Source organism: Hymenobacter lapidarius (assembly GCF_001816145.1).
GTDB lineage: Bacteria > Bacteroidota > Bacteroidia > Cytophagales > Hymenobacteraceae > Hymenobacter > Hymenobacter lapidarius.
Genome location: NZ_MDZB01000104.1, coordinates 1 through 13,990, shown reverse-complemented (window position 1 = coordinate 13,990; position 13,990 = coordinate 1). Strand labels below are relative to the sequence as shown.

Annotated in this window: 11 protein-coding genes and 1 other RNA gene; 3 read left to right on the top strand and 9 right to left on the bottom strand. The window is 59.8% G+C overall.

The features are described from left to right. Nucleotides 1-33: 33 nt before the first annotated feature. Nucleotides 34-678: a hypothetical protein gene (locus BEN47_RS10490; RefSeq protein ID WP_083322317.1), complete on the bottom strand. Its 645-nt coding sequence runs from the start codon at nucleotides 676-678 to the stop codon at nucleotides 34-36. Between the two features lie 415 nt (nucleotides 679-1,093). On the opposite strand from BEN47_RS10490, the gene BEN47_RS10485 reads away from it, so the two are divergent. Continuing rightward, on the top strand, nucleotides 1,094-2,506 hold the full coding sequence (locus BEN47_RS10485) for a mercuric reductase (protein ID WP_070728248.1): 1,413 nt from the start codon (nucleotides 1,094-1,096) through the stop codon (nucleotides 2,504-2,506). A gap of 200 nt (nucleotides 2,507-2,706) precedes the next feature. On the opposite strand, the gene BEN47_RS20935 is transcribed toward BEN47_RS10485, so the two are convergent. The 4 genes from BEN47_RS20935 to BEN47_RS10470 form a co-directional block, all read right to left on the bottom strand. Continuing rightward, entirely contained in the window at nucleotides 2,707-3,111 is a 405-nt protein-coding gene (locus BEN47_RS20935; RefSeq protein WP_125921617.1) for an ERICH6/C3orf20 family protein, read from the bottom strand. A 117-nt stretch (nucleotides 3,112-3,228) separates the two neighbouring features. After that, nucleotides 3,229-4,494, bottom strand: coding sequence for an NADP-dependent isocitrate dehydrogenase (gene icd / locus BEN47_RS10480; protein ID WP_070728245.1), 1,266 nt, complete (start codon nucleotides 4,492-4,494; stop codon nucleotides 3,229-3,231). 139 nt (nucleotides 4,495-4,633) lie between these two features. Further along, on the bottom strand, nucleotides 4,634-7,672 hold the full coding sequence (locus BEN47_RS10475; protein ID WP_239691562.1) for a M16 family metallopeptidase: 3,039 nt from the start codon (nucleotides 7,670-7,672) through the stop codon (nucleotides 4,634-4,636). A 223-nt stretch (nucleotides 7,673-7,895) separates the two neighbouring features. Continuing rightward, nucleotides 7,896-9,971 (bottom strand): DNA polymerase III subunit gamma/tau, encoded by a 2,076-nt coding sequence (locus BEN47_RS10470; RefSeq protein WP_070728240.1) that lies wholly within the window; start codon nucleotides 9,969-9,971, stop codon nucleotides 7,896-7,898. 325 nt (nucleotides 9,972-10,296) lie between these two features. On the opposite strand from BEN47_RS10470, the gene ssrA reads away from it, so the two are divergent. Further along, nucleotides 10,297-10,668: a transfer-messenger RNA gene (gene ssrA / locus BEN47_RS10465) on the top strand. Between the two features lie 66 nt (nucleotides 10,669-10,734). On the opposite strand, the gene BEN47_RS10460 is transcribed toward ssrA, so the two are convergent. Continuing rightward, nucleotides 10,735-11,118 (bottom strand): DUF3037 domain-containing protein, encoded by a 384-nt coding sequence (locus tag BEN47_RS10460; protein WP_070728237.1) that lies wholly within the window; start codon nucleotides 11,116-11,118, stop codon nucleotides 10,735-10,737. Beyond that, nucleotides 11,096-11,890 (bottom strand): HipA family kinase, encoded by a 795-nt coding sequence (locus BEN47_RS10455; protein ID WP_070728234.1) that lies wholly within the window; start codon nucleotides 11,888-11,890, stop codon nucleotides 11,096-11,098. The genes BEN47_RS10460 and BEN47_RS10455 overlap by 23 nt, the downstream gene beginning before the upstream one ends. 416 nt (nucleotides 11,891-12,306) lie before the next feature. Here BEN47_RS10455 and BEN47_RS20930 point away from each other — a divergent pair, with 416 nt between their 5' ends. Continuing rightward, a complete protein-coding gene (locus BEN47_RS20930; RefSeq protein WP_070728231.1) occupies nucleotides 12,307-12,711 on the top strand; it encodes a hypothetical protein in 405 nt (134 codons plus the stop codon). A 161-nt stretch (nucleotides 12,712-12,872) separates the two neighbouring features. On the opposite strand, the gene BEN47_RS10445 is transcribed toward BEN47_RS20930, so the two are convergent. Together BEN47_RS10445 and BEN47_RS10440 are read right to left on the bottom strand one after the other, a co-directional pair. Continuing rightward, a complete protein-coding gene (locus BEN47_RS10445; RefSeq protein WP_070728229.1) occupies nucleotides 12,873-13,229 on the bottom strand; it encodes a hypothetical protein in 357 nt (118 codons plus the stop codon). A 53-nt stretch (nucleotides 13,230-13,282) separates the two neighbouring features. Continuing rightward, nucleotides 13,283-13,927, bottom strand: coding sequence for an apurinic/apyrimidinic endonuclease family protein (locus tag BEN47_RS10440; protein ID WP_070728226.1), 645 nt, complete (start codon nucleotides 13,925-13,927; stop codon nucleotides 13,283-13,285). Nucleotides 13,928-13,990 lie beyond the last annotated feature (63 nt).

Below are 13,990 nucleotides of genomic sequence, written 5' to 3'. Positions count from 1 at the left end.
TTGGGTTACTTTGCGCCACTACTTAGAGCGCGGCTACTGCGTTAGAAACCCGTCGCCAATATTCACGATGATGCCGACTTGGAACACCGAGTTGGCGGCCTTGAGGTATTTGTTGTTGCGAAAGCCGAACATCTGGCCGCTCAGAAACTGCAGCTGCACGGGGCCCGCAATCTGGGTGCGGGTGAAGGTGATGGGTTCGAAAAAGAGGTTATTTTCGCCGGGAGCTACCTGGCCGTTGATGCGAAAGTCGTTGAGCTGTACGTAGCTCATGCGCAGGGCCGCGCCGTAGGTGAGCGGGAAATCGTGGTTGAAGAGGCGAATGTTGTCCTTCTTTTTACGGGCGTAGTTTACTTGGGCAAATACCTTGGACAGGCTGCCGTTGAACTTATCGGTGACGACCTGCTCGCTGTTGCGCTCCAACCGCTCGGTGCGGCCGCCGCCGCCGCCCACGTACACTTCCAGCACGCGGTTGTCTGACAGTTTGGTGAAGTAGCCGAGGCTGGCTTCGCCGAAATCGATGTTCTCCGTTTTGCGGGATTTTTTGCGGTGCATGGAGGAAAACGTGGCCGCGGCGCCCAGGTGGTTAGTCAGGCCGTAGGCGCCCTGCAGGGCCGTATTGCCTTGCAGGTTAGTGCTGAGGCTGCCGTAAATCTCACCCTGCTGGGTGAGCAGCGGCACGTGGGGCGGCGGTGGAAAGTATAGTGACGAACAGCTGGAAAGCCCCGTAATAACGAGAAAAAGAGCCAGTAGCGGCAGGTGCTTCATAAAAAAACGCAGGGTAAATAGAGGCAGAACAACGCCTGATACGGCAATTTCGTGTTTTTGCCCCACTTTTCGGGTTATTGCCTGAGCAATGCCCTGGAAAATGGTCGTTTTGAAGGCCGTCTTGGTTTGTGCGTGATACGCATTTCGGTGGTTGTCAGGATAAGCCTGCGAGGCATCTTATCACGTTCGCACGATTTTGTTCATCGGTGAACGGATGCTTCGCAAGCTCAGCCTGACACGCAGCCCTGCACACGATAAATTCCAGGGCACAATTCGGCGCCTTGCCAAGCGAGACCGTATGTACGGCAACAACCTTGCTTCACTACTTATGCCCGCAACTACTTTCGACGCCATCATTATCGGTTCTGGCCAGGCCGGCAACCCGTTGGCCACTGCCCTGGCTGGCGCAGGCCGCAAGGTGGCGCTCATTGAAGAAAACCGCCTGGGCGGCTCCTGCATCAATTACGGTTGCTCGCCTACCAAGACACTTATTGCCACTGCCGAGCGCCTGAACCAGTTGCGTACCGCCGCCCAGGTAGCCGCCCCCGAAACCGCCAACGCGGCCGACCTGAAAGCAGACCTAGCCGCCGCCGTGGCCCGCAAAGACCGGGTGGTTGCCGCCATGCGCGAAGGCGTGCGGGCCAACCTCACCAAGAAGCAGCCCAACATCACCCTGTTTGAAGGCCACGCCGCCTTCACGGGGCCGTACGCCCTGCACGTGGCTCTGGCCACCGGCCGCACCCAGGACCTCACGGCACCGCTCATCTTCATCAACACCGGCACCCGCGCCGCCATCCCCGACGTCGACGGTCTGGCCGATGTCGGCTACCTCACCACCACGCAGCTGCTCGACCTGAAGGAGCTGCCCGAACACCTCATTATATTAGGTGGCGGCTACATCGGACTGGAGTTCAGCCAGATGTTCCGGCGCTTCGGCAGCCGCGTCACCATCGTGGAATCGGGTCCGCAGCTGCTGGAACGTGAGGACGACGACGTGTGCCGCGGCCTGCAGGAGGCCCTGAGCGCCGAGGGCGTGGAATTTGTGCTGAACGCCCGCGCCCACAGCGCGAGCCGCAGCCCCAGCGGCACCATCACGCTCTCGGCCACTACCAGCACCGGCGAGCGACGCCTGCGCGGCTCCCACCTGCTGGTAGCCACCGGCCGCACCCCCAATTCCGACAAGCTGGGCCTGGGTTTCGCCGGCGTCAAAACCGACGAGAAAGGCCACATCCCGGTCAACAACAACCTGCAAACGAACGTGAAGGGCGTGTACGCGCTGGGCGACATTCACCCCGGCCCGCAGTTCACGCACCTGGCCTACGACGATTACCGCGTGGTGCGCGACGCCCTGCTGCACGGCCGCAAACGCTCGGCCCGCGAGCGCCCCCTCCCCTACTGCGTGTTCACCGACCCGCCCATGGCCCGCATCGGCCTCAACGAAGGCCAGGCCCAGGACCAGAAAATCCCCTACCGCGTGGCTACCATGCCCGTGCGCACCATTGGGCGGGCCCAGCACACCAGCTACACCCAGGGTTTCTGGAAAGTGCTGGTCGGCAAAGACGACCGGCTGCTGGGCGCCACCCTGCTCGGCCCCGAAGCTGGCGAAATCATGGCCGTTATCGAAGTGGCCATGGCCGGACGGCTGAAGTACCAGCAATTGCAGGAGATGATTTTCGCCCACCCCACTTGGGCAGAGGGGTTGAATAACGTATTCCGCGATTTGAAGAAGGGTGGTAAGTAGCAATACGCTGGCATTGCGTGCTGGCGCGCGTCTTTGACGCGCTGCCTATTGGGTTCGAGCCTTTGGCTTGGATTCTGAGCCGGTAGAATATGTTGTTCAATGCTCGGGATAACAGCTCGAAGCCGATAGTCAACGCGTCGCAGACGAGCGACAGCCAAGGCTTGGACAATTTATCCGGGATTGGAAGGAGGCGACAACAATCAAAACTTCAGCTTATTCAATAGCCGTAGCAGGCGAATACCATAGGTAGTGCTGGTATCGGAAATTGCAGGTCCTAATAGCTTATGTTTTCCACCTGGGCCAACTAATACAGCGGTATTACCATTCCGATGTAAAACGCTATGCGTACCATCGGCATTGACAATGACCGTTGGATTAGCGCTCAAATCGGGAATAACGGTTGTCGTACCATTAGAATTTGTGATGATAGCCGTGTTTCCAGTTTGCGTGAGTATAGAGTGCGTGCCGTTGGGATTCACCACCACTCCCGAGTTGCCATTTTGATGAATCACGGAATGCGTACCCTCCGGGTTCACCAGCACTGAAACCTGTGCCTGGACGCTGCCAGCGTACAGTACCAAAGCAAGCAGCAAGTATCGTTTCATTGGATGATAAAATTAGTTAACTCCTGTGAAGCATAGGAAGTATCCGTAAACAAACCCCCCGCGCCAGCCAAAGCCGACGCGGGGGGTTCTGTTGTTGCGTAGGCCGCAGCCAAGCTACTACATATTGTTCACAATCTCCTGGCCGAATTCGCTGCATTTCAGCAGGGTGGCGCCTTCCATCTGGCGTTCGAAGTCGTAGGTCACGCGCTTGCTGGCGATGGCGGCTTCGAGGCCTTTGTTGATGAGGGCGGCGGCTTCTTTCCAGCCCAGGTGCTCCAGCATCATCACGCCGGAGAGGATAACCGACCCGGGGTTCACCTTGTCCTGGTTGGCGTACTTGGGCGCGGTGCCGTGGGTGGCTTCGAAGATGGCGTGGCCGGTCACGTAGTTGATATTGGCGCCCGGCGCGATGCCGATGCCGCCCACGATGGCCGCCAGCGCGTCGGAGATGTAGTCGCCGTTCAGGTTCAGCGTTGCCACTACCGAGTACTCAGCGGGGCGCAGCAGAATCTGCTGCAGGAAGGCATCGGCGATGCTGTCCTTGATGATGAGCTTGCCCTGGTCCTGGGCCTGCTTCTGCAGGGCGTCGGCCACGGCCACGCCCTGCTTGGCCACAATTTTATCGTACTGCGCCCAGGTGAATACCTTGCTACCGAATTCTTTCTCGGCCAGCTCGTAGCCCCAGGTTTTGAAGGCGCCTTCGGTGAACTTCATGATGTTGCCCTTGTGCACGATGGTCACCGAGGGCTTTTTGTGCAGCAGCGCGTAGTTGATGGCGGCGCGCACGAGGCGCTCGGTGCCTTCCTTACTCACCGGCTTGATGCCAAACGAGGACGAATCGGGGAAGCGGATTTTCTTCACGCCCATCTCATCCTGCAGAAATTCCAGCATTTTCTGGGCCTGCGGCGTGCCGTTCATGTACTCGATGCCGGCATAGATGTCCTCGGTGTTTTCGCGGAAGATGACCATGTCGGTCAGCTCGGGCTTGCGCACCGGCGAGGGCACGCCGTCGTAGTAGCGCACGGGGCGCACGCAGGCGTACAGGTCCAGTTCCTGGCGCAGGGCCACGTTGAGGGAGCGGATGCCGCCGCCCACGGGCGTAGTCAGGGGGCCTTTGATGCCCACCAGGTATTCACGGAATGCGTCGAGGGTTTCGTTGGGCAGCCAGTTGTTAGTGGCTTTGTAGGCTTTCTCGCCGGCCAGCACTTCCTTCCACATCAGCTGCTTTTTGCCCCCGTAGGCTTTCTCAACGGCCGCATCAAATACCAGCTTGGAAGCAGCCCAGATGTCCGGCCCCGTGCCGTCGCCCTCAATGAAGGGAATAGTAGGTTTGTCCGGTACGTTCAGCTTGCCATTTTTAATGGTGATTTTCTGCTCTGCCATGTGGGTCGTGTGTTGTATAAATCTGTCATCCTGAGCGCAGCGAAGGGCCTTATCGCGTCAGGCGTGGTTGGTAAGAATTTAACTGAGTGCAGGCGGGATAAGGTGCTTCGCTGCGCTCAGCATGACAATCATCGGGTGGCTAATACCCGAAAATCTCCTTCAGCGTGAGCTGCTGCACCGTCCCGTACTTGGCCAGCTCCTTAAAATTCAGCCGGTCTTTCGAGCCAATAACCAGAATCACCTGATTTTGGCCTTTAATCTTGGCGTTTTGAAACTTCTTCAATTCATCAAAAGTCATTTTCTGGGTGCTGGCGTACACGTCGCGGCGCAGGTCGTAGTCGAGGCCGAGACGACGGGCGCGCTCGTAGCTCAGCAGTACGTTGCCTTTGGTAATGCGTTCGGTGCTGATGCTGTTGCGGATGGCATTCTTGGCTATTTCCAGGTTGGCTTCAGCCACGGGCATGTCGGTGAGCAGCGCCTCCATACCGGCCATGGCCTCGGGCAGCTTGTCGCTCTGTGTGCCGATGTAGCTCATGTTGTAGTTGGAGCGGCCCGCCTTGTCGGCATTGGAATAGCGGGAAGACGCCGAGTAAGCCAGGGCCTTGCTCTCGCGCAAATCCTGGAATACGATGCTGCCCATGCCGCCGCCGAAGTACTCGTTGTAGAGCGCTACGGTGGGCACCATTTCCTTGCTGTACAATTCGCCCTTGGTCAGGAACAGGATTTCGGCCTGCACCATGTTGTAGTCCACCCAATACACCTTTTTGTCCTTCAGCGGCTGCTCGGCGAAATCTTTGGCGTCGGGGGCGGGCGTGAGCTTGGCGGGCGTGCGGTGCAGGTCCCTGATTACCTGTATTATGCCAGTAACCGTGGGGAAATGCGCATGAACTGTAGGTGTCTCCCGCGGCCCATAGTAAAGTACCCGATGCTGATAAGTAGGCAGCTTCTTAATCAGAGCCGTGAGCTGCTCGGGCTTAATGTCCTTTAGCTCTTTCTCGGAAATGATGTTCGTGAAGGGATTTTTCGAACCATACTTCACGTAGTTCACCATTGCCTGATTCAGAATTACACCCTTCTCCAGCTTGGCATCCTGGCGCTGCTTGAGCGTGCCGGACACCATGTTTTTCAAGGCGGCGGCGTCCGGCTTGGGGGCGTTTATCAGCTGTTCGAACAGCTTTAGGGCCGGCTCCAGGTTGGTGTCGAGGCCGTTCAGAGTCACGAAAGTGCGGTCGCCGCCACTGCTCACATTAAAGGAGCAGCCCAGCTTGTAGAACTCCTGCTGCAGCTGCGCTGCCGAATACTGGCCGGCGCCGAGGTACTGCAGGTAATCGGTGGCCAGGCCCCAGCGGGGGTCGTTGTTGGTACCGATGTCCAGGATGTAGTACAGGTTGAACAGGCCGTTTTCGCTGTTTTTGGTGTAGTACAGTGGCAGGCCGGGCTTTATTTCCGTCTCCTGAATGTCCTTCTTGTAGTCAAGAAACACCGGCTGCAGCTCCGAGCTGGGCATGGCCGTGAGTTGCTTGTAGTAGTTCGAAGCCACGTCGCGGTTGGCAGGCACCGGCGTGATGGCGGGCTTCACCACCTTCACCTTGTTGGGGTCGGTACCGGTGCGCTTGAACACGTTCACGTAGTTTGCGCCGTAGTTGTCGTTGGCGAATTTCACCATTTCCTCCTTCGTGATGGAGGCAAAATCCTTCTCCTGCTGGAGGTAGTCCTTCCAGTCGGCGCGCTGAATGAAGGCCTCGTACATGGCGCTGGCGCGGGCCTCGTTGCTTTCGTAGCCCTTGGTGCGCTCCAGTTTGTCGTTGTTGATTATGGCCGGAATCAGCCAGTCGGGGAAGTTGCCGGTTTTAATCTTGGTCAGCTCACCGAGCAGCAGGCTCTTCACTTCCTCCAGCTTCTGGCCCTGCCGCGGCGTGCCGTAGACGATGTGCGTGGAGTAGTCCGAGTTCATGTCCGTGAACGAGGCGGCCTGCAGCACTTTCTGCTGCTGGTTCAGGTCGAGGTCGATGAGGCCGGCCTGGCCGTTGGTCAGGATTTTGTCCATCATCCGCAGGCGCACGCCGTCGCGGGTCGACTTACCGGGCAAGCGGAAGCCCAGCATCACATTTTCGGACTGCGGACCCACGATTTCGCGGGTTATCGGCGCCGTCAGCGGCTTCTCTACGGGCACGATGAACGCGGGAGCCGCCTTGGCGGGCAGCGCGCCAAAGTACCTGTCAATGAGCTGAATGGTAGCATCGTAGTCCAGGTCGCCGCTCAGGCAGAGGGCCACGTTGCTAGGCACGTAGTACTGGCCGAAATACTTCTTAATTTCCGTGATGGACGGATTTTGCAAGTGGTCTATCGTGCCAATGGTCGTTTGCGTGCCGTAGGGGTGCGTGGGGTAGAGCGCGGCATTCAGCGCCTCAAACTCCTTGTTGAAGTCGCTGTCCAGGCCCCGGTTTTTCTCCTCGTACACTGCTTCCAGCTCCGTGTGGAACAGGCGCGGCACCATCTCCTGCATGCGCTCAGCCTGAATGGCCGTCCACTTTTCCAGCTGGTTGCTGGGAATGTCTTCCTGGTACACCGTTTCCTCGCTCGACGTGTGGGCGTTGGAGCCCTTGGCCCCGATGGCGCCCATCACCTTGTCGTACTCGTTCGGCACGGCGTAGGTGGCGGCCACGCCCGAGATGGAATCAATCTGATGGTAGGTGCGCTTGCGCGCGGCAGGGTCGTTGCGCTGGCCGCGGTACACTTCGTACAGCGCCTCAATCTTGTCGAGCTCTACTTTTTCCTTGGCCCAGTCCTGGGTGCCCAGCTTCGACGTGCCCTTGAACACCATGTGCTCCAGGTAGTGCGCCAGGCCCGTGGCGGTGGCGGGGTCGTTCTTGGAACCGGCGCGCACGGCTACGTACGTCTGGATGCGCGGGGCGTCCTTATAATCCGACAGGTAAACGGTCAGCCCGTTGTCCAGCTTGTAGATACGAACCTGCAAAGGGTCGCCGGGTACGGTTTCGTAGCGGTATTGCTTCGGCGCGGCAGGCGTGGTGGCGGGAGCAGTGGCCGCGGCCGAGGCAGTAGCAGCGGGCTTGCCGGATTGGCACTGAGTGGCAAAACCTAACACCGCCAAGGCCGGAAACAGCAGCAAAAAGTTGTTTTTCACGAAGGGCGCGGAAGGATGGCCGGGATGATTCAAAAAACAAAGGTAGCTGGCTGATAGGGGAATTAAAAACGAATTTTTCAACTACCTTGCAGGGTTTTATCAACGCCGGGCATGCGCAGCTGTGCAGCCCTACACTTCCCCCAAACGATTGCGGCATTTCTTCCGCACAAGGTTTTGTAAAGTGCAAAGAGGTTTCGCAAAGCTTGCTCTTGTAGCAGCCCTGCGAAACCTCTTTGCACTTTACAAAACCTTGTGCCTAATAGTCAGCCTCCAAACCCAGGCGCTGCTTGGCTTCGCGCAGGGCGGGAAACCGCTCGGCCAGGTACTCGAACTTATCCGAGGTGGTGTAGAGCTTTTTGGCGGTGGGCGCGGCTACCGTCACTACGGGCTGCACCGTGAGGCGCGGGTGGCCGGTGCGGCGGCGCAGCTCGGCCAGGAATTCCACCCGCATTTCGTTGAACTGGTCCACCTGAATGGGATTGTCAACGGCCAGTTCAATGTTGTGCTCGGCGTTGGCCGTCACGGCGCGGTTCAGCACCCAGTATTCGCTCATGCGGTTCTGGGCGCGGCGCTCCTCGGCCAGCTCTTGCCACACGCGCTGCAGCAGGGCCGCATCAATGGGCGCCACGGGGCCGGTGTTGAACTGCGGCTCGGTTGCGGCCGCGGCGGCCGGGCCGGCCGCCTGCTTGCTGCTGAGGCCTTTCAGACTGGGCATTTTGCTGTTCAGGCCGGGCATTTTGGCAAAGGCCGCCGCGGGCGTGGGCCGGGGCGTGGGCTCAATGCCCTCGAAGCTGGGCACGCCGATTTCGACGTGCGGCAGGGTGTCGCGCATCTGGTGGCGCTCGGTGATGTCCGCCGCCGGGTCGGCCTCGATACTTGGCGTGTCGTGCAGCTCCTCTACGCCGTTTTCGACGGGAAGCGGCTCGGGACCATCAGCCGGGGCCGGGCCGGTAGCGACGGGCGCGCCGGTCGGCATGGGCAACTGGCTGGCCGAAGCCACGGGGCGGGCAGCTGCTACGTAAGGAGCAGCCGGCGACTCGGTAGCGTAAGCAGCCGGAACAGCGTGGGAAGCCGCTGGGGTTATAGCATCGGCGGTGGCTACCGGGGCATGTTGGGCGTGGCCGCTGCTACTCGAATCTAAAGCGCTGGACGTTACTTCTCCACCATTATTTAGGCTACTAGTTTTTTTTTTAGCCTCGCCGTTTGTGGCAGGATTTAGCTCACGCACAAATTGCACGGCCCCGTTCAAATAAGCCAGCTTCATCAGGGCCAGTTCGACGTGCAGGCGCTGGTTTTTAGCTTGCTTGAACTCGCGGTCACACTGGCTGATGAGGTTCAGGGCCGAGAGCAGGAAGGCCAATGGCGCGGCCTGGGCCTGCGCCACGTACTGCTTCTTGATGCCATCGGATACTTCCAGCAGCTGCACGGTCACGGCGTCTTTGCACACGAGCAGGCCGCGCAGGTGCTCGGCGGTGCCCACCACGAAGTTGTGCAGGTCGAAGCCGTTCTGCATCACCTCATCAAGCAGCAGGAGCGCGGCCGAGAGGTTTTCCGTCAGCAGGCTGTCGACCAAACGGAAGTAGTAGTCGTAATCGAGAATGTGCAGGTTTTGCACCACCTCTTTGTAGGTGAGGTTGTTGCCGCCGAAGGTAACCATCTGGTCGAACATCGACAGGGCGTCGCGCAGTCCACCGTCGGCCTTCTGGGCCAGCAGGTGCAGGGCGTCGTCTTCGGCCGTAATGCCTTCCTGAGTGGCCACGTAGCGCAGGTGCCCGCGCATGTCTTCCACCTTGATGCGGCTGAAATCAAAAATCTGGCAGCGCGACAGGATGGTGGGAATAATCTTGTGGCGCTCGGTGGTGGCGAGGATGAAAATGGCGTAGCTCGGCGGCTCCTCCAGCGTCTTGAGAAAGGCGTTGAAGGCCGCGTTCGAGAGCATGTGCACCTCGTCGATGATGTAGATTTTGTACTTGCCGGCCTGCGGGGCGTAGCGCACCTGCTCCACCAGCGAGCGGATGTCCTCCACGGAGTTATTGGAGGCCGCATCCAGCTCGTGCACGTTGAACGAGGCGTTGTCCTGAAACGCCACGCAGGACGCGCAAGCGCCACAGGCCTCGGTTTCGGGGCTTAGGTTGGTGCAGTTGATGGTTTTGGCCAGGATGCGGGCGCAGGTGGTTTTGCCCACCCCGCGGGGGCCGCAAAATAGGAACGCCTGGGCCAGGTGCTGGCTCTGAATGGCATTTTGCAGCGTGGTGGTGACGTGCTGCTGCCCCACCACGCTACGAAACGTGGAAGGACGGTACTTGCGGGCCGAAACGACGAAATTATCCATAAGTTCTGTCTACAAAGTTACCCAGAAATGGGCGGCTGTGGAAGGGGATGAAAGGCAGGTTTGGCTTATCAGAACATTACCCGAACGTCATGCTGAGCTTGCCGAAGCATCTCTACCGCGTAACTAATTCAATTGCTGCAGCGAAGCGGTAGAGATGCTTCGGCTGCGCTCAGCATGACGTTCTCTTTATTCCTCCTTCATCACTTTGTCGTCCCTAACAAACACCCAACCCACCGGAAACCTTCCCTCCTTCCCTATCGTTTCCCATTCACCGCGTACCTTTGTGGCCCGTTGGGGCTGCTGCGGGACTCGTTCTTTACCATTTGGGGATGACCGGAATTGACAGCTCGCGCAAATTGCGGGTAAGCGTGCCAGGAGTTGATGGAAGCTCTCCTGTAAAAAAATCTATCGAACAACAACCGGCGACTATTCGTACGCCATGGCTGCCTAGTTTAGAATTAGGTAATGTCATCGTTCCGCCTGGGTAAGTTTCTACACCTGGGAGTTCGGAGCGTCGTAAGTAGAAAATAGTCTTCGGGGAGCTGTGACCCGGAGGCGAAACTCCACTGCAGCTAGGGGAATTTTAAGGGCCTGACTGACGCCTGAAATTCCATGAAAATTCAAGTCTGGATACGCACGTAGAAAGCACGTTGATTTCCTTGTCTGGACCAGGGTTCGAATCCCTGCATCTCCACTTTAAACCCCGTTTGCGCAAGCAGGCGGGGTTTTTCGGTTTTAGCCTCATGCCGTTGCGGCAGTCCAACTACTCCACCAGCTGCGCATAGAGCCGCGCCAGGGTTTCGGCCGCGTCGGCGCAGAGGCCGGGGTGCACGGGCGAAGTTTGCACAATGGTGCTGCGGGTGGCCGTGAGCCACCGGAACCGCTCGGCCATGCCGAACTGGCCGATGGTACCGCCGGCCGCCCGGCCCTGGCAAATGCGCTCGAAGGCCTGCAGGCGCTCCAGCACTTCGGCCACGTCCAGGCCGGGAGCCACGGCCTGTAGCTTGGCTTCGGGCAGCTTGTAGCGGGTTTGAAGGAAGCCTAGGGCGCGGCAGTAGAGCACCACGCCCACGTTTAGAAATTCTTCGCGCTCCACGCGGGGCACCACGCGAAGCACGGCGTACTCAAATAAGTGCATTGCGGGCATCTTGAGCTTCCTGAACAAAGGAGGTGAGGGCCGTCAGGCGGGTTTCGAGGAAGCGCACGTAGTCGGCGCGCTGCGCGGCGGCGGGCGCGTCGCCGTTGGTGAGCCACTCGTCGGGTACCAGGGCCACGATGGCGCGGAGGATGTCGGGCGGGAGTTTGGCGCGGCTTTCGGCGTCGACTTCGGCCAGTTCGCTGGCTTGGGGCAGCAGCACGTGGTCTTTCACCTGCGGGAAGGGGCGCGGGCGCGGCTGGGCCCAGTCGGGGCCGGCGTGGTGGGCGTAGAGGGCAGCGCCGTGGTCAATGAGCCACAGCTCCTTGTGCCACATGAGCAGGTTGGTGTTGCGGGCGGTGCGGTCCACGTTTAGGGTCAGGCAATCGAGCCAGACTATCTGCGAAGCCAGGCGCGGCGCGATGGTGGTGACCAGCGCATCGAAGGTGACGGCGCCCGAGAGGTAGTGCAGGGCCAGGTTGCGGCCGGTACTGGCGCGCAGCAGGTCCTGGATTTCCTCATCGGGCTCGGTGCGACCAAAGGCTTCATCGAGCTCACAAAAGACTAATTCCGGCACGCGCAGGCCCAAAACACGAGCTATTTCGCCCACAATAAGCTCGGCAATGAGGGCTTTTACGCCCTGCCCGGCACCCCGGAATTTGAGGACGTAGAGGAAGTTGTCGTCGGCTTCTACCAGGGCGGGCAGGGAGCCTCCTTCGCGCAGCGGGGTCACGTAGCGCGTCACGGCTACGGTTCGGAGTTCGAGGGGACTGGTAGCCGGCATGGGAAGGAGTTTACGGCACAAAGAACGTCATGTCGAGCGAAGCCGAAGCATTTCGCCCGCCATGCGAGCTGCTTGCTGCGCCTGTAGAAGTACACGTCGTAGCTGACGGATTCGGGTTTAACAAGTGGGTCCTGGAGCAGATACCTCCCCATGGGGTAGTCGCTGCAGTTGCTGAAGGCTACGTCCTGGTTGGAGTATACTTCGCCCGACACTGAGCCCCCTTATCTGGTGCCCTTGAAGACGTTCATCGGCGTGGCTTTGGGGCGCGGCTGCAACAGAATCACAAAGAAGACCTAAACGCCCAATATTGTTAACGTCACTGATAACCTTTTGCCTTTCAGGCACGTAAAGCTCTCCACGCCGACTGTTTCCTTGGGGAGCAGCCGGCGTTTTGTTTTTACCCAGCCCCTACCCTTATGAAAACGTCCTTTTTACTGGCATTGGTCCTGCTCGCGGCTTCGGCCCAAGCCCAAACCGTTCCCTTCGACCCCACGGCGCCTGTGCGCGGCGGCAGCCAAGGCCAGACCACCATCCCGCCCGTCAATCCGGCACTCAACCAGAGCACCATTCAGGGACCACCGGACATGCAGCGCACGCCCACCAACCGCGACGCCCAGCCCAGCCGCCAGCTGCCCGAACGTGGCTACACTCCAGCCGCCACGCCGGAAATGTCTCCCACGGCCGTGCCTGATGTTCGCGAGCGGCCCCTCATCAAGCGGAGCCCCGCGCGCAATTCGACCGAAGCCGTTCCCAGCCGCTCGCGCCGCAGCAACAGCAACAGCAACAGCAACAGCAACAGCAGCAACGTGCCCCAGCCGTAGACAGCTTGTTTCATTTTGAAACACCATAAAAGAGGCCCGTTCAGATAACTGAACGGGCCTCTTTTATGATGGTAATCTTAAATCAGGCAAACAAACCGTCATACCGAGCGCCGCTGAGCGATGACGTGCTGATGAGAAAGGCGCTGAGCGGATGACTCAGGCTATTTGTTGCCCTTTTTATCGGCGTGGGCCAGCAGGTCGCTGCCGTGGCGGCGCAAGGTGTCGGCCAGGTCAAGGAGGGGCTTTTTGAGGTCGGCGGCTGCACCGGCACTAATTTGGCTGGTCTGGTTGCCCAGCATGGTGAGCGAATTGCCGATGGCAGTGGCACTCAGGGCGCCGCTGGTGAGCAAGGATTGCAGGTTGCCGATTTCGCGGGCAATGTCCTGCAGGCCGGGTTCGCCGCTCTGCAGAAATTGCTGCTGCCAGGTTTCGGTGTTGTCCATGGCCGAGCCCAAGGGCAGGCTGGTGAGGCCATTTTTGAGGGCGCTGACGGTGGCGAGAAGGTGGTCGGAGGGCATTGGGCGAGGTCTGAAGTGATAAGAGAAAAAATGAAGCCGCCGGTGCGGCGGTATTAAGTGGCAGTTGCTTTGGGGGTGCGTTTGGCTTTGGGTGGCGCGTTGGGGTCGGGCGGCAGGGTGAGTGGCGGGCTGAGCGCGTTGGGGGCCGGGGCGCTCAGGCCCAGCTCGCGCAGGATGGCCACAGCGCGCAGGGCGCTGGCTTCCTTGTTCTTTATTTCCAGCATCAGGTCCATGTCGAGACCGTGCAGGTTGGTAAGGAATTCGCGGAACCGCTCGTCCACCAAGTCGTTGGTATGCTTGCCTTTGCGCTCGCCCAGGGCCTGCGAGCTGTAGTCCATCATGGGCACGCCGTCGCGGGTGGGGTGCCAGGTAGCGGCGGCCAGGCGCAGGGCCTCGGCCATGGGCTCACCGTGGTTGAGGCACTCGTGGTGGAAGTTGTCGAACAGGATGGGTACACCGGTAAGCTGGTGCAGGTGCAGGCAGTCGCGCAGGGGAAACAGCCGGTCATCGTTCTCCACCACCACGCGGGCCTTTACGGCCGCGGGCAGCGTGGCGTGCACCGCCGCAAACCGGCTGATGGCCAGCTCCCGGTCGCCGTACAGCCCGCCCACGTGAATCTGGAGCTTGGCCGTGCCGTCAAGGCCCATCAAGTCCAGCATCGAGCCCTGGTATATCAGCTCCTCGATACTGCGCCGCACAATGTCGGGACTGGCGAGTTCAGCACCACAAACTGGTCGGGGTGGAAGCTCACCCGCAGGTCG